The 19,809-nt window shown below is 35.0% G+C and carries 18 protein-coding genes and 1 pseudogene; 12 read left to right on the plus strand and 7 right to left on the minus strand.

The window, feature by feature from the left end:
* Positions 1-46 precede the first annotated feature (46 nt).
* The 3 genes from leuD to ACJAZK_RS10035 are packed head-to-tail and all read right to left on the minus strand — an operon-like array spanning position 47 to position 3,195.
* A complete protein-coding gene (leuD, locus tag ACJAZK_RS10025; RefSeq protein ID WP_415223828.1) occupies positions 47-637 on the minus strand; it encodes a 3-isopropylmalate dehydratase small subunit in 591 nt (196 codons plus the stop codon).
* Positions 637-2,019 (minus strand): 3-isopropylmalate dehydratase large subunit, encoded by a 1,383-nt coding sequence (gene leuC / locus ACJAZK_RS10030; protein ID WP_415223829.1) that lies wholly within the window; start codon positions 2,017-2,019, stop codon positions 637-639. The genes leuD and leuC overlap by 1 nt, the downstream gene beginning before the upstream one ends.
* A complete protein-coding gene (locus ACJAZK_RS10035; RefSeq protein WP_415223830.1) occupies positions 2,020-3,195 on the minus strand; it encodes a 2-isopropylmalate synthase in 1,176 nt (391 codons plus the stop codon).
* Between the two features lie 147 nt (positions 3,196-3,342).
* Here ACJAZK_RS10035 and ACJAZK_RS10040 point away from each other — a divergent pair, with 147 nt between their 5' ends.
* The 4 genes from ACJAZK_RS10040 to ACJAZK_RS10055 all read left to right on the plus strand — a co-directional run bounded on the left by ACJAZK_RS10040 (position 3,343) and on the right by ACJAZK_RS10055 (position 8,246).
* Complete coding sequence (locus tag ACJAZK_RS10040) at positions 3,343-4,890, plus strand: hypothetical protein (protein ID WP_028871474.1); 1,548 nt, start codon at positions 3,343-3,345, stop codon at positions 4,888-4,890.
* 3 nt (positions 4,891-4,893) lie between these two features.
* Positions 4,894-5,475: a nucleotidyltransferase family protein gene (locus ACJAZK_RS10045; protein WP_415223831.1), complete on the plus strand. Its 582-nt coding sequence runs from the start codon at positions 4,894-4,896 to the stop codon at positions 5,473-5,475.
* Positions 5,476-5,538: 63 nt separating this feature from the next.
* Positions 5,539-6,000 (plus strand): (2Fe-2S)-binding protein, encoded by a 462-nt coding sequence (locus tag ACJAZK_RS10050; protein ID WP_415223832.1) that lies wholly within the window; start codon positions 5,539-5,541, stop codon positions 5,998-6,000.
* Between the two features lie 11 nt (positions 6,001-6,011).
* The gene (locus ACJAZK_RS10055) at positions 6,012-8,246 is read left to right on the plus strand and encodes a molybdopterin cofactor-binding domain-containing protein (protein WP_415223833.1); all 2,235 of its coding nucleotides are present in this window, start codon (positions 6,012-6,014) and stop codon (positions 8,244-8,246) included.
* 77 nt (positions 8,247-8,323) lie between these two features.
* Here the strand turns inward: ACJAZK_RS10055 and ACJAZK_RS10060 are convergent, their stop codons facing one another.
* Complete coding sequence (locus tag ACJAZK_RS10060) at positions 8,324-9,031, minus strand: zinc-dependent peptidase (RefSeq protein WP_415223834.1); 708 nt, start codon at positions 9,029-9,031, stop codon at positions 8,324-8,326.
* A gap of 345 nt (positions 9,032-9,376) precedes the next feature.
* On the opposite strand from ACJAZK_RS10060, the gene ACJAZK_RS10065 reads away from it, so the two are divergent.
* From ACJAZK_RS10065 to ACJAZK_RS10090, 6 genes and pseudogenes are all read left to right on the plus strand, one after another.
* Positions 9,377-9,784 carry a hypothetical protein gene (locus ACJAZK_RS10065; RefSeq protein WP_415223835.1) on the plus strand — a complete coding sequence of 136 codons (408 nt, stop codon included), beginning with the start codon at positions 9,377-9,379 and terminating at the stop codon, positions 9,782-9,784.
* Positions 9,785-9,841: 57 nt separating this feature from the next.
* Positions 9,842-10,860: pseudogene (locus ACJAZK_RS10070) on the plus strand (BamA/TamA family outer membrane protein); the annotation flags it as partial.
* 103 nt (positions 10,861-10,963) lie between these two features.
* Positions 10,964-11,437: a nucleoside deaminase gene (locus ACJAZK_RS10075; protein WP_415223836.1), complete on the plus strand. Its 474-nt coding sequence runs from the start codon at positions 10,964-10,966 to the stop codon at positions 11,435-11,437.
* A 3-nt stretch (positions 11,438-11,440) separates the two neighbouring features.
* Positions 11,441-12,853 (plus strand): FAD binding domain-containing protein, encoded by a 1,413-nt coding sequence (locus tag ACJAZK_RS10080; RefSeq protein WP_415223837.1) that lies wholly within the window; start codon positions 11,441-11,443, stop codon positions 12,851-12,853.
* Positions 12,846-15,170 carry a xanthine dehydrogenase molybdopterin binding subunit gene (locus ACJAZK_RS10085; RefSeq protein WP_415223838.1) on the plus strand — a complete coding sequence of 775 codons (2,325 nt, stop codon included), beginning with the start codon at positions 12,846-12,848 and terminating at the stop codon, positions 15,168-15,170. The genes ACJAZK_RS10080 and ACJAZK_RS10085 overlap by 8 nt, the downstream gene beginning before the upstream one ends.
* A 403-nt stretch (positions 15,171-15,573) precedes the next feature.
* Positions 15,574-15,948 (plus strand): hypothetical protein, encoded by a 375-nt coding sequence (locus ACJAZK_RS10090; RefSeq protein WP_415223839.1) that lies wholly within the window; start codon positions 15,574-15,576, stop codon positions 15,946-15,948.
* 58 nt (positions 15,949-16,006) lie between these two features.
* On the opposite strand, the gene ACJAZK_RS10095 is transcribed toward ACJAZK_RS10090, so the two are convergent.
* From ACJAZK_RS10095 to xdhC, 3 genes are read right to left on the minus strand one after another with little or no spacing between them, the layout of a single operon-like run.
* Positions 16,007-16,501 (minus strand): nucleoside-triphosphatase, encoded by a 495-nt coding sequence (locus ACJAZK_RS10095; RefSeq protein WP_415223840.1) that lies wholly within the window; start codon positions 16,499-16,501, stop codon positions 16,007-16,009.
* Positions 16,498-17,505 (minus strand): hypothetical protein, encoded by a 1,008-nt coding sequence (locus ACJAZK_RS10100; protein WP_415223841.1) that lies wholly within the window; start codon positions 17,503-17,505, stop codon positions 16,498-16,500. The genes ACJAZK_RS10095 and ACJAZK_RS10100 overlap by 4 nt, the downstream gene beginning before the upstream one ends.
* On the minus strand, positions 17,495-18,271 hold the full coding sequence (gene xdhC, locus ACJAZK_RS10105) for a xanthine dehydrogenase accessory protein XdhC (RefSeq protein ID WP_415223842.1): 777 nt from the start codon (positions 18,269-18,271) through the stop codon (positions 17,495-17,497). Before xdhC ends, ACJAZK_RS10100 begins: the two co-directional genes overlap by 11 nt.
* Positions 18,272-18,448: 177 nt before the next feature.
* On the opposite strand from xdhC, the gene ACJAZK_RS10110 reads away from it, so the two are divergent.
* Both ACJAZK_RS10110 and arsS read left to right on the plus strand, forming a co-directional pair.
* On the plus strand, positions 18,449-18,784 hold the full coding sequence (locus ACJAZK_RS10110) for an arsenosugar biosynthesis-associated peroxidase-like protein (RefSeq protein WP_047550776.1): 336 nt from the start codon (positions 18,449-18,451) through the stop codon (positions 18,782-18,784).
* Positions 18,785-18,790: 6 nt separating this feature from the next.
* Positions 18,791-19,809, plus strand: a 1,019-nt coding sequence (gene arsS / locus ACJAZK_RS10115) for an arsenosugar biosynthesis radical SAM (seleno)protein ArsS (RefSeq protein ID WP_415223843.1), incomplete at its 3' end; no start/stop codon positions are given.

Consider the following 19,809-nt stretch of genomic DNA (forward strand, 5'->3'; position numbering starts at 1 on the left):
TTCCTACGAAAGCAGGGATCTCACCTGACTTTCGATTTATTTATTATTAGTATGTTTTTTGAGCTTCAAAAGCTTCAATTAATTTTATGTTATTTACGAGATAATCAATATCATCATAACCGTTAAGCATACATGATTTCTTATAAGGGTCAATATCGAAATGTGCTGACAAACCCAAATTGTTCGCTAAAATAGTTTGATTCTCAAGATTAACCTCAAGAATTGTCTCTGGATGACTCTCAATTTGAGTTAATAACGCTTTCAAAAATGAGTCTGAAACTTGAACAGGCAATAACCCGTTATTTAAGGCATTACCTTTAAAAATATCTGCAAAAAAGCTTGATACCACCACTTTAAAACCAAAATCTATAATGGCCCATGCAGCATGTTCTCTGCTTGATCCACATCCAAAGTTATCGCCAGCCACTAATATATTTCCTCTATATTTTGAATTGTTAAGCACGAAATCTGAATTGACTGAGCCATCTCTGTGATATCTCCAATCTCTAAATACATTTTCACCAAAACCTCTGCGATCTGTAGCTTTTAAAAAACGTGCTGGTATAATTTGGTCTGTATCGACATTCTCAGTTGGTAATGGAATGGCTCTAGATTGTATTGTTGTGAACTTTTCCATTAGTTTAATTGTTTAGTAATGTCAATTATTTTTCCTTCAACGGCTGTTGCTGCTGCAACTAACGGACTCGCCAATATAGTTCTAGACCCTTGACCTTGACGTCCTTCAAAATTCCTGTTAGAAGTGGACACACAATACTCACCCTGCGGAATTTTATCATCATTCATAGCCAAACATGCGCTACAACCAGGTTGACGTAATTCAAAACCAGCGTCTTCAAAAATAGACTTCAAGCCTTCCTCTATAATTTGTGCTTCTACCTGCTTACTCCCCGGAACTAACCAAGCAGTTACATTATGAGCTTTTTGCTTCCCTTTTATATAATTAGCTGCAACTCTAAAATCTTCAATTCTAGAATTCGTACAGCTACCTATAAACACAAAATTAATTCGTTTATTGATAAGAGATTCTCCTTTTTTGAAGTTCATATACTTCAGTGATTTTTCAAAAGAAGCATCACTAACTTCTGGAATAAATTCTGAGATTTTAATTCCCATTCCTGGATTCGTTCCGTAGGTAAGCATAGGCTCAATATCTTCAGCTTCAAAATAATATTCTTTATCAAATTGAGCATCTTTGTCTGTTGGCAAGGTTTTCCAATAGGCTACTTTATTTTGAAAAACCTCTCCTTTTGGAGCAAACTCTCGTCCTTCTACATAATCAAAAGTGGTTTGATCTGGAGCAATCATTCCACCTCTTGCTCCCATCTCGATACTCATATTACAAACTGTCATACGTCCCTCCATACTCATGTCTTCAAACACATTACCTGCATATTCACAGAAATAACCTGTACCAGAATTAGTACCGAGTTTTGAAATAATGTAAAGAATGATATCTTTTGGTAAGACGCTGTTCTTTAAGCTGCCATTAACCGTAACTCTTAAACTTTTTGGCTTGGTAAGTAATAAGCACTGACTCGCAAAAACTTGTGCTACTTGACTTGTTCCTATGCCAAATGCAATGGCTCCGAATGCGCCATGTGTTGAGGTGTGACTATCTCCACAAACCATTGTTTTGCCTGGCTGTGTAACACCTAACTCTGGAGCCATTACATGGACTATTCCGTTGTATTTATGGCCTAAGGCGTATAATATAATATTATTTTTTTTGCAATTTTCTGAAAGTTGCTCCAACTGTTTTCTTGATAATTCATCGGCTATAGGTTGGTCTTGATTTTGTGTTGGTGTATTATGATCTGCAGTTGCTACAATTTGCTCTGGTCTTAGCACTGGAATTCCACGATCTTCTAATTCATTAAAAGCCTGAGGACTTGTGACCTCATGTATTAAATGGGTGTCTATATACAGAATCTGTGGGCCATCTTGTATTGTACTGACCACATGTGAATCCCAGACTTTATCAAATAATGTTTTCCCCATTTATGCTGAAATAATTTGTCTATACACCTTACTAGTTTCTATAATTTGATGGATATCTCCATCATTGATTTCTTTTTTCCTATCTGCAAAACTTAAGAAGTTGGCATACACATCATCTAATTGAAGTTTGGTTAATTCATAACCAACATTCTTTGCTCTATAAGCCAATGCCGCTCTACCGCTTCTGGCTGTCAACACAATTGCAGACTCTGTAACACCGACATCTTTAGGGTTAATTATTTCGTAAGTTCCACGGTTTTTAATCATTCCGTCCTGATGAATTCCAGAGCTGTGAGCAAATGCATTAGCACCAACAATAGCCTTATTTGGCTGCGTATAAATCCCCATACTATCAGATACTAATTGGCTCATTCCGTAGAGCATTTCAGTTTTAATATTAGTATCTAAATTAAGATATGGATGTTGTTTTAATACCATCACCACTTCTTCTAAAGCAGTATTTCCTGCACGTTCCCCTATTCCATTAATAGTACATTCTATTTGCCTAGCCCCATTGATAACACCTTCAATAGAATTTGCTGTCGCTAGTCCTAAATCATTATGGCAATGACATGATAAAATTGCTTTCTCAATGCCTTTTACATGTTCTTTTAGGTACTTTATTTTAGCACCATATTCACTCGGCAAACAGTACCCTGTCGTATCAGGAATGTTCAACACTGTTGCTCCTGCTTTGATTGCTGCTTCACAAACTCTTGCTAAATATTCGTTTTCTGTTCTTCCAGCATCTTCAGCATAAAACTCTACATCTTCAACAAATGATTTCGCATATGTCACGGCATCAAAAGCGCGCTGTATAATATCGACTCTGTTCGTTCTAAATTTGTGAATAATATGAGAGTCTGACGTTCCTATTCCAGTATGTATTCTTGGTTTGGATGCATATCTCAAGGCTTCCGCAGCTACCTTTATATCGTTTTTTACAGCTCTTGTCAATCCGCAAACTGTTGCATTTTTTACAATTTTAGAAATAGCCTGAACCGATTTAAAATCACCTGGACTAGACACAGGAAAACCTGCTTCTATCACATCTACACCTAACTTATCTAGTTGCTCTGCAATGACCACTTTTTGTTCTGTATTTAGTTTACACCCTGGAACCTGCTCACCGTCGCGTAACGTTGTATCGAAGATTTTTATGTTATTATCTGACATTTATCAAAATATATTTTCGTATTCTCTATCGAATGTATATTTTCAACTTGTAATTACACATGCCTATTAAATGAATTTTACGATGTTCAAAACACAAAACACTCATTTAACTACTGAAAGACAAATAGTTAAACAAAAAACTTATTGATGACGAAGGGTCAAAAAGATAATTTATTTCTATTAGTTAAATCCTTAACTAAATCTGAAAAACGACAATTTAAGTTGTATGTTGGACGTCTTGACGTAAATTCTGATTCTAAATTCTTAAATCTTTTCAATCTGCTTGATAAGGCTCAAGTATATGATGAAACTATCATTTTAAAAAGTGGAATTGTAAAAAAGCTGCAGTTAGCTAATGTAAAGGCACACTTATACAAACAAATTCTAGTTAGTTTAAAACTAAATCCTTCTCATCAAAACATACGTTCTCAAATAAGAGAACAACTCGACTTTGCTTCAATTTTGTATCATAAAGGCTTATATAAGCAGAGTTTAAAAATTTTAGATAAAGCTAAAGATGTTGCTATTATAAATGAAGAAAAAAATCTTGCTTTTGAAATTGTAGAACTCGAAAAAATAATTGAAGCACAATACATCACAAGAAGCATAAATACCCGAGCAGATGAACTAACGATTCAAGCAAAAGAGTTGAGCAGTCTTAATGTTACAGCGAGCAAGCTATCTAACTTATCGCTACAGTTGTACAGTATTATTTTAAAAACAGGATATGTAAAAAGCGAAGAAGAGAGCCAAGAGGTAACAGCTTACTTTAAAGCAAGATTGCCTAAATATAAGATTCAAAATCTAGGTTTTAGGGAAAAACTATGGTTGTATAATGCGCATTTATGGTATAGCTTCCTCCTTCAAGATTTCAAAAATTGCTATAAGTATGCTTCCAAATGGGTTGATTTATTTGAAGAATACCCTAATATGATTCAATTAAATCCTGTATTTTTCTTGAAAGGGAATAATTATTTATTAGAGGCCATCTTTTTTATTAGAAATAAACCAAAATTCGTAGCGCTTCTTTCAAATCTAAAATTGAAAGTTGAAGACAAATCTTTTCCGAAGGATGAAAATACGCAAACACTAATCTTCTTGTATTTAAATTTTCACGAAATCAACAAGCACTTTATCGATGGAAGTTTCAAGGATGGTTTAGATTTGATTCCGAAGATAGAAAAAGACTTAATCCGCTTTCAAAATAAAATTGACGATCACCATAAAATGGTGTTTTACTACAAATTTGCCAGTATCCATTTTGGAGCAGGAAACAATAAAGAATGTATAAAATACTTAGATAAGATTATTTCAAATAAATCACTGTCAATGCGTGAAGATTTATTATGTTTCTCAAGAGTTTTAAATCTTGTAGCGCATTACGAAGCAGGGTTGGACTACCACTTAGAAACTTTACTTAGAAGCACTTATAAGTTTCTGATTAAGATGAATGATCTTCATGAAGTTCAAAAAGAGATGATTAAATTCATTAAAGGATTACAAGATATCTACCCACACGAACTTAAAAAGGCTTTTAAAGAATTACATGCAACTCTCAAACAGTATGAAGACCATCCTTTTGAAAGACGTGCCTTTTTATATTTGGATGTTATTTCTTGGTTGGAGAGTAAAATAAATAACACACCTGTTGATCAAATTATAAAAACTAAATACTTAGGGAACTACGCCTCTTAAAAAATGAATATAGCCCTAGTAATTCTCAGTGCAGGAAGTTCAACTAGAATGGGAACTGCAAAACAGCTATTACCCGTTGGCGACACCACCCTTTTAGGTGTAAGCATTGAAAGTGCCCTAAAATCGAATTCAAATAAAGTCTTTTGTGTTCTAGGTGCTCATGCTAAAACAATTTATAACTCCATATCACAATATGATATTGAAACAATACCTAACGATAAACATGAAGAAGGGTTAAGCTCTAGTATTGTTGAAGGTATCAATTATATTGAGGACAAACATTTTGATGCGGTTTTAATTATGCTGGGTGACCAACCTAAAGTAGATTACAATTATCTCAATATGTTAGTAACTTCTTTCGAAAAAAATCCAACTAAAATTTCTGCATCAAAATATTTAAATAATACGGGTGTACCAGCTATTTTTCCGAAGCTATTTTTTAAACAACTTCAGCAACTAAGAGGCGATAAAGGCGCAAAAGACTTTCTAAACGCATACAAAACCCAAGTCATTTCTATTAATAGTGAAAAATTAATTGATATAGACACTCAAGAAGAGTATCAAAATTTCCTGAATTCACTATAAAAAGTTAACTCACAGTTCATTTAAAGCAAATATTCTTTAACTTTATATAAACATATTTTGGCTATGGCAAGTTATAATCTAAAGATAAACGGAAAAGCAGTTAGCGTAACTGTTGATGAAGACACACCTTTACTTTGGGTACTTCGAGATGAACTTAATTTGGTAGGCACTAAATTTGGATGCGGCATAGCTCAATGTGGTGCTTGCACTGTGCATCTTGATGACACTGCTGTAAGAAGCTGCTCCATTCCTATAGCTAGTTTGGATGGTGCCAATATTACAACCATAGAAGGGCTCGCTAAGGACAAGTTACATCCAGTACAAGAGGCTTGGAAAGAGCTAGACGTTCCGCAATGTGGTTATTGTCAAGCTGGTCAAATTATGACAGCTACATCGTTTTTGAAGCAAAACCCAAACCCAAATAACAAAGAGATAAGAAATGCCATGAATGGTAATCTATGTAGATGTGCAAGTTATAACCGAATAGAAAAAGCAGTAGCTCTAGCTGCGAAAAAAATGTCTTAAGCTAAATAATCATGGGAAATCAAAACAAATTAACTTTTAGCAGACGTAATTTTCTTCGCACTTCTGCCCTAGCCTCTGGCGGACTTTTAATTGGATTCAATTTTTTGATATCTTGTTCCGAAACTGCAACTCCACCAGTAGACATTTCAAAATTAAACTTTAAAGATTTTAATGCATTTATAAAAATTGCTGAAAATGGATACGTCACCATATTCTCTCCTAATCCTGAAATTGGACAAGGTGTAAAAACGTCAATGCCAATGATCATTGCTGAAGAACTTGACGTGCCATGGAAACATGCTTCTGTTGAACAAGGTATTTTAGATACCAATAACTTCACAAGACAAGTTGCTGGTGGAAGTCAGTCAATTAGATTTGGCTGGGATGCTCTTCGTCAAACAGGAGCAACAGCAAAACAAATGCTTATTAATGCAGCAGCTATAAAATGGAATGTTGATCCATCGTCGTGCTCAGCATCACTAGGCATTATAAAAAATGCTAATGGTGACGAGCTTGGTTATGGCGATGTGGTCAATGAAGCTGCACATCTTGAAGTCCCTGAAAATGTAACTTTAAAAGAAAGCAAAGACTATAAAATCATAGGAAAAGATGCTCTTAACGTAGATGTTGGAGAAATAATCACAGGTGCATCCTTATTTGGTTTAGATTATAAAGTTGATGGAATGTTGTATGCTTCTGTACTGCGACCTCCTGCTTTTGGGCAAATTTTAGAATCATATGATAGTTCTGAAGCCAAAGCCTTACCTGGCGTTGTCGATGTAATTACTATTGGAGAACAAGCAAGAAACTATTTAAATCAAGATAGTTTTGATCCATCTGCGCATTGGAGTGTACAATTAAGTAAAACAGATAAAGTCGTAGTAATTGGAAAAACCACTTGGGATGTGATAAAGGGTAAAAAAGCCTTAAAAGCCATATGGAAAGAGGATTCTTTAACTGAGAGTACTGAAATGCATAACGACGAACTCGTCAAAATTTTAGATGGTAAAAATCTAGATACAAGGCGTGAAGATGGTAATATCAAGAAGGCATTTGCTGAAGCTGACAAAGTTTTAGAACGTACTTACAAATCACCTTTTCTTCCTCACAACTGCATGGAACCCATGAATTTTTTCGCTGATGTTACAAATGAAAGAGTACATTTAGTCGGACCTATACAAACTCCCGAAGCAGCAGCGAAGGTTGTGGCTTCATTATTAAATCGTAATCTTGAAGATATCCATGTGAATATGACCCGTATGGGTGGTGGTTTTGGAAGGCGCCTCTATGGGGATTTTGTTTATGAAGTAGCAGAAATTTCAAATAAGATCAAAAAACCTGTTAAGTTGATTTCCACCAGAGAAGACGACATGTCATTAGGTGTTTATCGACCTGCTATTTCCTATAGAATTGCTGCTTCAATAAAAGACAAGAAAGTGACAGGTTATCATTTAAAAGAAGCTGCTATTAACTCGAACATGTATGGACTAATACCACATTTCTTTCCTGCTGGAGCCATTAAAAATTATAAAGTAGAATCTGGAAATTACCAAAGCAATATTACAACAGGTGCTTGGCGAGCGCCTTACACCAACTTTCTGGCATTTGCTGAGCAAAGTTTTTTTGATGAACTTGCAGATCTTCTTGAAACAAATCCAGTACAACTGCGTTTAGACTTGCTTAAAAACGTCAAAGATGGTGAAGATCCTAATATTCAATATTCCGCGAAGCGAATGACAGACACCATTAAATTAGCTGCCGAAAAAAGTAATTGGGGAAATACAAAAGAGGGAGTTCATCAAGGATTCTCTGCGTACTATAGTCACAATACGCATGTCGCAGAAGTCGTTGATATTACACTCAAAAATGGGTTGCCAATCATTGAAAAAGTAACTGTTGCGGTAGATTGCGGAATCGTCGTCAACCCAACTGGTGCAAAAAATCAAATTGAAGGTGGTGTTATTGACGGCATTGGTCATGCGATGTATGGTGATTTCACGTTTAAAAACGGAAAACCTCAAGATGTTAACTTTAATACTTATCGTTTGATTAGGATGAAAGAAACACCTACAGTCAACACTTACTTTGTAGAAAATGATCTCTCACCAACAGGGTTAGGCGAACCAGGATTACCACCAGCTGGAGGCGCTTTGGCTAACGCCATAAAAGCAGCAACTGGACAAATATTGACCAAGCAACCCTTTTTGAAATATTTAATTAAACATAAGACTGGTTTGAAGGTTTAAAATTTCTGAAGAAAATAAAATTTGAAGTGCCTAATGCCTAATGCCTAATGCCTAATGCCTAATGCCTAATGCCTAATTTAAAAAGTAACCCTAAAACAATCAGACATCATCTTATATAATTGCGGATGCTTGCGTTTCATTAGTTTTGGACTTTCAAAAAAGTACTCTGATGCCACCGCAAAAAATTCAGCTTGTTGTGTGCCTCCATAAGCTCTAATATCTGATGTATCATTGTTGATGGCTTCCATCTCATCATGTACTAGTTTCATCCATGGAATCGCATATGTGTTTTGCATCAAGACTTCGGGAACCCCATCGACATTATCGTCCATTTTATCAATGAGATGCACAAATTCATGAATAGCCGTATTGCGCTTATCATTTGAATTCTTGAATCCGTGATGCAAAGCCTTTCGAGATAAAATCATTTTTTTCTCTAGGCGACCTGTTCCCACGACTCCTGCAATTTGTTTTGATCCATCCTTATCTGAAAACTGAAAATCTTCGTTGAAATTATCTGGATAAATGATAATACCTGTGACCGTTGGATAATGCCAATCTTTAAATCCAAACACAGGTATAACAGCACTCGAAGCGATTAAAATTTTATCTAATTCTTCAATTTCAAAACCAACACTATCAATATAAACTTCACCTAAAAACTGCATCATTCTGTTTTGAAAACGTTTTTGCTCATTAGAATCTAGAGTCTCATAAAACGCTACTTCCTTAGCTAGGATAATATGCCAATGTGAAGGAAATTGTTTGGTCTTTTTTGAATACATTTTAAAAAATGCATAAATAATAAAGAACAAAAGAGCAATAAAGATAATATAATACAGCATAAATAGATTTTAAACACTAAAGTGTAAACTAACGCTTTTCAAATATTTTAAAGGTCAATTTGACTAAAAAATTAATATTCTTAATTGCACTAAATGACTACTAGAAGCAACTTAATAACTTCGCTTAATTAATTATTATTAGAAGTTTACTCCTGGACTGAACCATAATTATTCCATTTGCGAGAAGTCTTTGGGGATAACATATTATTATTAATGAGGCAATAAACTGCGCCTCCAACAAAACTCATAAGAAAGTCGTTATAGACAAACTATTCAAGCCTTTTGATGACGATTTACAACTCGATGGCCTCTATATTAGAAGATAAAAAAGGCGCTACATTAGTCTATTCAAAATCACTGGAGGCGAACATTCCATTATGGAAAATCGTCAATGGCGAAGCTGTCGGTGTTGACACTGTAGATTGGGACGGTTTGCGTGCGAATGTCATACGAAAAGACAGTATTTATCGATATAATTTCCAATTTCTGCTTGATGCTTTTGTTTGGGCTAAAGCGACATCAGTTGCTGTAGACACCCGTTCTACTTCTCTCCCATTATTGATTGGCAAGCTCAATTTTAGTACTGTTTATATTTTGTTTAATAATGCAGTTACGGGAATTGATAGTAGGTTTCAAATAGGCAAACTCGAAGCACACATTCCGAAGAAAGCAACCGTTTCGTATCAAATTTAGCGTGTTAGTGTATAACCAGATTATGATTTACAAGATTCAATAACGGTTTAAGAAGAGCGATTCAATTTAAAAAGTTATCATCAAGGTTCGTTATTTTTCAAATCAAAACATTTAGACAAATTCATCACTATTGAGGAAGGTGATTATTACAGTCCGCAAATTTCAAAAAACACATCCAGACACTTGTCAGACATTGGTGCATATAAATATGTGAATATTCAATACAAAGAAATTGATTCTCTTCTAACCGATAGTTTGGGTGTACTCGAAGCTAATATTTTCTTATCCCCTTTAATAAAACGTACTTTTAGAGCAGAGTTACAAGCAGTTACAAAATCTAATAACTTTGCAGGACCAAACCTCGCATTCACCTGCAGTAACAAAAATCTTTTTAAAGGTGGAGAAACCCTTAATCTGAGTACAAATATTGGTTATGAAACGCAATTTGCAAGCGGAGAAAACACGACAGGTTCACCAAAACATTTTTAGGACTTGAATACGCTGAATATGCCAAAGCAGATGTAGACGTACGATTTCATTTCAACTTCGAAAAAGATAAACAACGAACTATTGCCGCAAGATTATTTGCAGGTCATGGAGTAGCCTATGGAAACTCTGAGGTTCTTCCATTTGCAAAACAATACTTCTCTGGAGGACCTTGTAGTGTAAGAGCTTTTAGAATTCGTTCTTTAGGTCCTGGAACATACGATGAAGGAACTGATGCCAATAGCGATGGAACATTTTTTGACCAAACTGGGAACATTAGATTAGAGGCTAACGTAGAATATCGGTTTCCTATCTACTCCTTTTTTAAGGGTGCACTTTTTGTTGACGCAGGAAATGTATGGAATTCAAAAGCCAATCCTGCTTTCAACGGTAATGATACATTCACTTCAAATTTTATTAATGCATTAGGGATGGGAACAGGGCTTGGCTTACGAGTTGACATACAGGATTTTGTAATACGTTTTAACTTAGCTGCACCTTTTCACGATCCATCCTTAGAAGAAGGCCAGCGATTTGATTTTCAGTTTGATCAGCCTGTACTTAATTTTGCAATTGGCTATTCATTTTAAGTGTTATAAATTTCAAGCGTTCTTAGTTTAAATCAATCTATCCTATTAGTTTTGAATTTAATATCTTACATTCAATATACAAACCCAACTCAAATAATTATATATGACAAATAAAGAACAATTCATGAAAGAAGCAGTAAATGCTGCTCTCAAAGGAATGAATAACAACGAAGGTGGCCCTTTTGGTTGTGTCGTCGTAAAAGATGGGAACATTGTTGGTAGAGGTAATAATAAAGTTACGTCTACCAATGATCCAACAGCACATGCCGAAGTTACAGCTATTAGAGATGCTTGTAAAAACTTAGATTCTTTTCAGTTAAACGGTTGCGAAATTTATACGTCTTGTGAACCTTGCCCTATGTGTTTAGGTGCTATTTATTGGGCTCGACCAGATAAAGTGTATTACGGAAGTAACCAAGTAGATGCAGCAAATATTGGCTTTGATGATGAATTCATTTACAAAGAAATCCCCTTGCCTTATTCAGAAAGAAGCATCCCATTTGAGCAATTAGCTCGTGAAATCGCATTAGAACCTTTCCAAGAATGGACTAAAAAAATGGATAAAACTGAGTATTAGCAGATGATAACCTTCATCCTAAATAACAAAACCATAAAAACGTCAGAACATTCTGGGATGACCTTATTGGATTTTGTACGCTACGAACAACGTCTTACAGGAACCAAAATTGGTTGTCGTGAAGGCGATTGTGGCGCCTGCACAATTCTTGTTGGCACCGTAGAAAATGATGTGATCCAATACCAAAGTATCACCTCTTGTATTTCTCCCCTCGGAAATGCGCATGGCAAGCACATTGTTAGCATTGAAGGCACAAATCTAAAAGATAAACTCACTGCTCAGCAAGAAGCCATGAAAGCAAATTATGCAACTCAATGTGGGTTTTGCACACCAGGTTTCGTCGTATCACTTACAGGTTTTGCATTGTCCAATTCTGAAAAAAACTACAGCAATGCATTAGACGCTATTGGTGGTAATATTTGCAGATGTACAGGGTACAAAGCTATCGAAAAAGCGGCACATCAAGTTGTTTCTAATTTAAAAGACAAAACGGAAGATTACTCATTCAATTGGCTGATTGAAAACGAATTTATACCTAAATATTTTGCAACAATTCCTGAACGATTAAAAGATTTAGAAGCTAAAGATATCAATCAACCTAAAGGAAAATATGTCTCTGGCGGAACAGATTTATATGTACAACAAGCCGACCATTTAGTAGATAATTCGGTACATCTTATTGCAGATAAAAATTATTTAAAAGGTATCAGTATTGAAAACGATGTGTGCACAATAGGGACCAATTCTACGGTTTCAGATTTATGGAATCACAGTGAACTAAACACCTGTTTTCCAAAGTTAAAAGAACATTTAAAATTAGTGTCTTCAGAGCAAATTAGAAATATGGCTTCTTTTGGTGGTAATTTGGTTAATGCCTCTCCTATTGGAGATATGACGATTTTCTTTTTAGCACTTAATAGTGATGTCATTATTTTAGATCCCGAAGGAAAAGAAAGGAAAAAAGCACTCAAACACTTTTATCAAGGCTACAAAACTTATGATTTAAAAGACGGTGAATTATTAAAAGCTATTAGCTTCAAATTACCGCCTATGCAATCATTTTTCAATTTCGAGAAAGTCTGTAAGCGAACCCATTTAGATATTGCAAGTGTCAACTCTGCGATTTATATTTCCGTAGAAAACAATATAATTTCAAAAGCACACGTATCGATTGGTGGTGTTGCTGCTATTCCTAAGTATTTACATGAGACTTCAAAATTTTTAACAGGAAAAAGGCTCTCTTCGGAAACGATATTAGAAGCCAATGATCTATTACAAAGTGAAATTTCGCCAATAAGCGATGTTCGTGGCACGAGTGATTACAAAAGCCTATTGGCTCGACAATTATTCTTTGCGCATTTCATGGAGTTATTTCCGAAGCAATTCACATTAAACGACTTTGTTCAGTATGCATAAACAAAAATCAAATAATACCTTAGATTCTAAATTAGAGGCGGTTTCCATGTCTATAAAACAAAGTATCAAAAACATGGACTCTTTCACTCATGTTCGCGGTGAGTCGGTATATGTTGATGATATTAATATTAAACAAGGGACGTTTCATGGCGTTGTTTTTGATTCCCCAAAAGCACATGGGAAAATCAAATACATCGATTATTCTAAAGCAGAAGCTTTAGAAGGAGTTGAACGTATTTTCACCTATAAAGATATTCCAGGAGCAAACCAAATTGGAGGCATCATACCAGACGAACTTTTGTTTGCAGAAGACGAAGTTCATTTTTGGGGAATGCCAATTGCTTTAATTGTTGCGAAATCTGAATTTATTGCAAGAAAAGCCAGAGCATTAATTGAAATAGACATAGAAGAATTACCAGTGATAACAACTGCAAAAGAAGCTAAAGCTAAAGGTAGTTTTATCAATGCACCGCGCTCTTTTAGTTTAGGCAATTCTGAAAAAGCATTTGCAGCTTGCGCGTATGTCTTTGAAGGAGAAACATTCTCAAACGGACAAGAACATCTTTACATTGAAACTCAAGGTGCCTATGCAGAACCTCAAGAAAACGGAAACATAAAAATCACCTCATCAACTCAAGGCCCAACTGCAGTTCAAAAAACAATAGCACAAGTTTTAGGTGTTGCAATGCATAAAATTGAAGTGGACGTCACACGTCTTGGTGGTGGCTTTGGAGGCAAAGAAGATCAAGCAACACCTTGGGCTGTAATGGCTGCTTTGGCAAGCTATCATTTAAATCAGTCAGTGAAATTAATATTGAATCGCCACGACGATTTACGAATGACAGGCAAACGCCATCCCTATGAAAGTTCTTATAAAATTGGACTCTCAAAAGATTTAAAAATACTGGCTTACGAAGCAGAATTTCTTCAAAACTCTGGAGCTGCAGCAGATTTATCACCTGCAATTGCTGAACGAACCTTGTTTCATGCGACCAATAGTTATTATGTCCCAAATGTAAAAACAACGGTTCTTAGTTGTAAAACTAACTTACCACCTAACACTGCCTTTCGAGGGTTTGGTGGACCGCAAGGCATGTTTGTCATTGAATCTGCTATTGCTAGAGCCGCAAGTGAAATTGGAGTGTCATCTAGACAAATTCAAGAAGTGAATTTATTAGATGAAAACGACACGTTCTCTTATGGTCAAATTGCTAAAAAGGTGGAATCTAAAAACACTTGGGATTCTGCAAAATCTATATTTAATCTTGAATCCTTAGAACGCAATGTAAAAGAATTCAACAAGGCGAACTCAACTTTCAAAAAAGGATTGGCATTAATGCCAATTACTTTTGGGATTTCATTTACGAATACGCCTATGAATCATGCGCGTGCCTTAGTTCATGTTTATCTCGACGGAAGTATTGGAATTAGCACAGCTGCTGTCGAAATGGGACAAGGTGTCAATACGAAAATGATGCAAATTGCATCTGATGTGTTTTCGGTTCCCATTGAAAAAATAAAAATTGAAACCACCAATACGACTAGAGTTGCGAATACGTCACCTTCGGCTGCGAGTTCTACTGCAGATTTAAATGGAAAAGCAACCTTAATGGCTTGCAATACATTGTTAGAACGATTGGTAAAAGTCGCTTCAGAAGATTTAAATGTTTCCGTAGAAGACATCAAATTAAAAGCTGAATTCGTGTATATCAATGAAAAAAAATCAGAATTATCATGGACAGATCTCGTTAGTAAGACCATGTTAAAACGAGTGGCTCTAACTGAAAATGCTCATTATGCGACACCAGAGATTCACTTTGATAAAACTAAAGAAAAAGGACATCCATTTGCCTATCATGTTTACGGTACAGCGATTATTACAACCACTGTAGATTGTACTCGTGGAACTTATGAATTTGATAGTGTTAAGATTGTTCATGACTACGGAAAAAGTATGAGTGAAGGCATTGACTTAGGTCAAGTAGAAGGAGCGTTAGCACAAGGTCTTGGCTGGATGACAATGGAAGAAATTGCCTATAATAATGAAGGACGCTTGCTATCAAACGCACTATCAACGTATAAGATACCAGACATATTTTCTGTACCTAAGTATGTAGAGGTGATTCCTTTAGAAACAGATGGTGATGCTATGGCTATTTTAAAATCAAAAGCTGTTGGAGAACCACCCTTAATGTATGGAATTGGCGCCTATTTCGCGCTTCAAAATGCGATTAAAGCCTTTAATCCTGAACATCAATTGAAATTCCATGCACCTATGACTCCTGAAAAAGTATTGATGAGTTTGTATGAAAAATAAAATTGCCTTTGTTAATGTTTTTCTCCAAAAAACATTGATTATACAGAACGACTGTTGGTAAAAACACCAACAAAGGCAGATTAAACATAAGAGTACAAGTCTCTTGCGAAGTCTCTTTTTGAGCTTGCAGGTATGCTTTTTAGACAAAACAGCTAGCCTAGGTTAGCGTTTTCCAAAAACGAACGTTAAGCACAAATATTGACAAAACCTTATTTAATCTTTTGTCAAATAAGATAATATGAACGAATACCTACAAGGTTTTAAAAGCCTTGCAGGATAAAACAAGGATATCGCACTGCATTATAAAAAATCAAACATTCTCAAAGGCGCTGTAATTTATAGCGCTGGTGACACGATTGCTGCACTTTTATTAGATGAATTCTCTTGGTATCGTGTATTAGGCATGATGTTCGTTGGCGCCACTTTTTACGCTTTTGAAATACCAAATTATTTTGATTGGATCGTCAAAAAAACAGAATCTATCAAGGGTTTAAAAGCAACGTTAACCAAAACTGTTTTAGCTATTTTATATTTTAACCCGTTATGGATTGCAAGACATTTGCTGTTTATCAAATTATTCTCTGGACAATTTGAAGCTATTGGTGTTAATCTTATGGAAGTTGCTTTTTGGTCATTTATAGTGAATATTCCAATTTCATTTGTGGCGAATTATATCATTCAAAACCGATTTAAACTAAAATGGCGATTTATGGGAAGTGCTCTTTTTTCTGCTTTAATGGCGATTTATTACGCGATGAGTGAGACTTTATTTAGTTGACAAATTCCTGCGAAATCAGGAATCTCTTTAAATCTGCAAAATACATTCCCCATCAAGTTTAGAATAACAGATCACTTAAATCTTCTTTCTTTAAAGTTTGATATTCAGAAATATTATAAAAATGAATAATATCATCCAATAAATAACTGCGAACCACAAGAATTAAATGATGCTTAGTATCCTTCAAAAATTTAGGGATTAGATCTTCAGCGGCAGTGTGTAAACCTTCTTTATTAAGTTCTAATCTCCCCAACTCATCTACAATTATATATTGATTTTCATTGTCCGAAGTAAGAGAAATTAGGTAATCATTTGCTTTTTTAAATGCAGATCTCAAAAAATTAAATGGCCCTATTGATACAATTTTTGTGCTATCAACTTCAGATTCAATTTCAAGTTCAAATTCCACCTTGGATTTCACATTCAAGAAATAACGTTTCCCGTCTTCATTATCTGGACATAACCATCCATCAACCTCATCTCTTTGATCTGTCCAATTTAACAGGGCTGTTGTTTTCCCTGTTCGGATATCTCCTGTTAGTATATAAATCATTGTGATGGCATTTTAAAATGAATACAGTTAGATATACTATTTGCCATAAAATATTTAAATCGCGTGTAACCTTTTAACTCTTTAGTCTCTTTCCAAGTGTATGAAATAATCTGTCTAAAATAGGGAAACAAATCCATCGCATTCGTAATATCTTCTTTGTATTGTGATTCTTTTTTATTGAGGTGTTTTCGAATTAATTTCAATAGTAAAGGACCAATAATCAAATACCAAAGCATTAAAATTAAGAAGCTACGAAGCACGATATAAATACCTTTTTTCCACCCGAACAAATCACCTCCAAAGAATGAAAATGCTAAAACAATTACTGCGACCGTAATTAACCAAATCCAAATTGCTTTAGTTTTAAAAGACACTTTTGATGTGGTCTTATCTGAATCTAAATTATCCGTCTTTATATAAAAAGAAGCTTCTTTTTTATTCGCGATAATATTCATAATACTCTTGATAAACAGTCCTGCTAGAAGCCCGCAAATGCCATAGACCAAAAGATAGATAGTTATTAAAACAGAGGTTGTAGACATCTCTGAAACAAATTCCATTTTCTTCTGAACCCAAGCACCATAGAGATCAATAGCTTCCCAAAGTCCGCCGCCATATACGATCGTAAGAATGAATATTTTCTGCACTGCAGACTCTAAAAACGTCGCCATTCCTAAAATCATCAAAGTGACTCCTTTCCATGAAAACTGAGTAAACAAAAATGCTCCAAAAAGCCCCTGAAAACTAACAGCAACATAAGCTCCAAACGGCGAATACGGACTTACAGCCATTTTTATAATCAAAACAATGAGTAACGCTTTTAAAATAGTTTGCCATTTATTTTCAGCATAATACGCAATTAAGCTAATAAGTAAAATGGCAATTCCGCCAACAATTAACCCCGTAAAAGGTGTATTAAAAACATGTAAAAAACCCCCGAGACCAGACTCGTTTAAAGCCCAAAGTGCAGTTAATTTATCTATGATGGATTTGTTATTCTTCATTTTTATAATGCACTTGCAGTAATTGTGCAACAACGCTTATCGCAATTTCTTTTGGTGTGTCTCCACCTATTGGCAAACCAATTGGACACACAACATTACTCATTCCTTCTTCAATCCCCATGTCATTAATAAGCATATTATTAAAGCGTACTTTTTTTGTCTTACTGCCTATTAGACCCAAAAATTTAGTATCTTCTTTTAAGGCCATTGATATGATATCAAAATCGATGGCATGGTTATGAGTCAATACTAGAACGTAACAACTTCGTCCCCAGCGCACAGCATCTCTAAACGTTTTAAAATCTATTTCACTAACCTCGCATTGATTGATACTATCGTCTAATTGTTTTTCTTCAAACCAATTCTTTCGAGAATCAATAAGGGTCACTTTAAATGGTGTCGCGATGAGCAATTTCACGATTTCTTGCCCAATATGTCCAGCTCCAAATAAAAATAATTCTGGTGATTGGTTCATCGGTTCTATTATAAATTCTACTTTTCCTCCACAGCATTGCTCAAACTCTGGCCCTAAAGTATAGCCAGATTCAATTATTTTATTGTCGCGCAAAGCCTTCGAGGCTTGTCCAATAGCTAAATATTCTAATTTACCGCCTCCAATAGTTCCAAAGAGCTCATTGTTTTCGGTAATTATCATTCGAGAACCAAGAACACAAGGTGTTGACCCATAACATTTTGTCACAGTAACAAGTGCCACAGCTTGTTGCTTTTCTTTAAATTCTGATAATAATTCAATCCAATTCTTCATTCTTGATTAAAAGAGAATTTAAAAGTAAGCCTTTTTTAGTGCAAACCATATTTCATTTTTGCGATAAAAAAAAATTAGTATTCTCCTAAATTTTCTGTTAAGTTTGATAAAAAATAGCGACTTAAAAACCCGATACATAATTATTACGTAAATAAGATAACCCTTAGAAAAATCAACATGTCAAAAACATATTACGATCCTGCAGACCTTAGAAAGTTTAGTAAAATCACCGAATGGGGAGAAGAATTAGGTAACAAATTCTTTGAATACTACGGGAAAGTTTTTGAGGAAGGCGCACTTACAGCTCGTGAAAAATCTTTAATTGCTTTAGCTGTTGCCCATACTGAGCAGTGTCCTTATTGTATAGATGCTTACACAAAAGATGGTTTACAACGTGGTGTGACAAAAGAAGAAATGATGGAAGCCATTCATGTTGGTGCTGCTATAAAAAGTGGTGCAACCTTAGTGCATGGTGTCCAAATGATGAATAAAGTAAATAAATTAGACGGTTAATAGTAAATGACGAAATTAAAGACCCAATCCCTACAAAAAAAAGGAAGCGATTTAGCTCAGAGTAACAAACAGCTCGACATTTTATCTAATGGTATTTTTCAAAACGGAGAATTACCAACATTCAAAACTAAAATTTCTGAGACGAGTCAATTTCCGCTTACAGCTAAAAAGTTAGAAATTCTTCAAATCAATGTTGGTTACATGTGCAACCAAGTTTGTGATCATTGCCATGTTGATGCTGGTCCAGACCGGAAAGAAATCATGACACGTGATACAATGAGACAGTGCTTGGAAGTTATAAAAACTTCTGGAGCACATACTTTAGACTTAACTGGAGGAGCGCCAGAAATGAATCCAGATTTTAGATGGTTCGTTGAAGAAGCATCCAAAGTTGGGGTCAAAGATTTTATTGTACGTTCTAACCTAACGATTATTAGAGCCAACAAAAAATATTATGATTTGCCGGAGTTTTTCAAAAAACATAACGTTCATGTCGTAAGCTCAATGCCACACTGGACAAAAGGAAAAACAGACAAACAACGTGGAGATGGTGTTTTCGATAAATCAATAAAAGCACTACAAGAACTCAATGCTGTTGGTTACGGAATGCCAGATAGCGACTTGCGGTTAGACTTGGTGTATAACCCATCCGGAGCATTTTTACCAGGAGATCAATCTGCAATGGAAAAAGATTTTAAAAAAGCGTTAATGGAAGATTTTGGAATTGAATTTCACAATCTTTTTGCTATTACCAATTTACCAATAGCACGTTTTCTGGATTATTTAATTGCTTCAGAAAACTATGAAGATTATATGTACTCACTTGTTGAAGCTTACAATCCAGCTGCTGTTGCTAACGTAATGTGTACAAATACGCTCTCAATTAGTTGGGATGGCTATTTATTTGATTGTGATTTTAATCAAATGTTAGAACTACCTGTAAATAGTAAATCTAAGCATATTTCAGAATTTAACGAAGAACAATTAGAAGGACGTAATATCGTTATTTCACAACATTGTTATGG

Origin of the sequence: Psychroserpens sp., from assembly GCF_047633235.1 — a bacterium.
Classification (GTDB): Bacteria; Bacteroidota; Bacteroidia; order Flavobacteriales; family Flavobacteriaceae; genus Psychroserpens.

Bases quoted from the DNA above. Each gene is read 5' to 3' on its own strand.
- ACJAZK_RS10080 (WP_415223837.1), top strand. From the start codon at position 11,441: ATGATAACCTTCATCCTAAATAACAAAACCATAAAAACGTCAGAACAT.
- ACJAZK_RS10050 (WP_415223832.1), top strand. From the start codon at position 5,539: ATGGCAAGTTATAATCTAAAGATAAACGGAAAAGCAGTTAGCGTAACT.
- ACJAZK_RS10090 (WP_415223839.1), top strand. From the start codon at position 15,574: ATGATGTTCGTTGGCGCCACTTTTTACGCTTTTGAAATACCAAATTAT.
- ACJAZK_RS10085 (WP_415223838.1), top strand. From the start codon at position 12,846: ATGCATAAACAAAAATCAAATAATACCTTAGATTCTAAATTAGAGGCG.
- leuC (WP_415223829.1), bottom strand. From the start codon at position 2,019: ATGGGGAAAACATTATTTGATAAAGTCTGGGATTCACATGTGGTCAGT.
- ACJAZK_RS10040 (WP_028871474.1), top strand. From the start codon at position 3,343: ATGACGAAGGGTCAAAAAGATAATTTATTTCTATTAGTTAAATCCTTA.
- ACJAZK_RS10075 (WP_415223836.1), top strand. From the start codon at position 10,964: ATGACAAATAAAGAACAATTCATGAAAGAAGCAGTAAATGCTGCTCTC.
- ACJAZK_RS10055 (WP_415223833.1), top strand. From the start codon at position 6,012: ATGGGAAATCAAAACAAATTAACTTTTAGCAGACGTAATTTTCTTCGC.
- leuD (WP_415223828.1), bottom strand. From the start codon at position 637: ATGGAAAAGTTCACAACAATACAATCTAGAGCCATTCCATTACCAACT.
- xdhC (WP_415223842.1), bottom strand. From the start codon at position 18,271: ATGAAGAATTGGATTGAATTATTATCAGAATTTAAAGAAAAGCAACAA.
- ACJAZK_RS10035 (WP_415223830.1), bottom strand. From the start codon at position 3,195: ATGTCAGATAATAACATAAAAATCTTCGATACAACGTTACGCGACGGT.
- ACJAZK_RS10110 (WP_047550776.1), top strand. From the start codon at position 18,449: ATGTCAAAAACATATTACGATCCTGCAGACCTTAGAAAGTTTAGTAAA.
- ACJAZK_RS10065 (WP_415223835.1), top strand. From the start codon at position 9,377: ATGACGATTTACAACTCGATGGCCTCTATATTAGAAGATAAAAAAGGC.
- ACJAZK_RS10060 (WP_415223834.1), bottom strand. From the start codon at position 9,031: ATGTATTCAAAAAAGACCAAACAATTTCCTTCACATTGGCATATTATC.
- ACJAZK_RS10100 (WP_415223841.1), bottom strand. From the start codon at position 17,505: ATGAAGAATAACAAATCCATCATAGATAAATTAACTGCACTTTGGGCT.
- ACJAZK_RS10095 (WP_415223840.1), bottom strand. From the start codon at position 16,501: ATGATTTATATACTAACAGGAGATATCCGAACAGGGAAAACAACAGCC.
- ACJAZK_RS10045 (WP_415223831.1), top strand. From the start codon at position 4,894: ATGAATATAGCCCTAGTAATTCTCAGTGCAGGAAGTTCAACTAGAATG.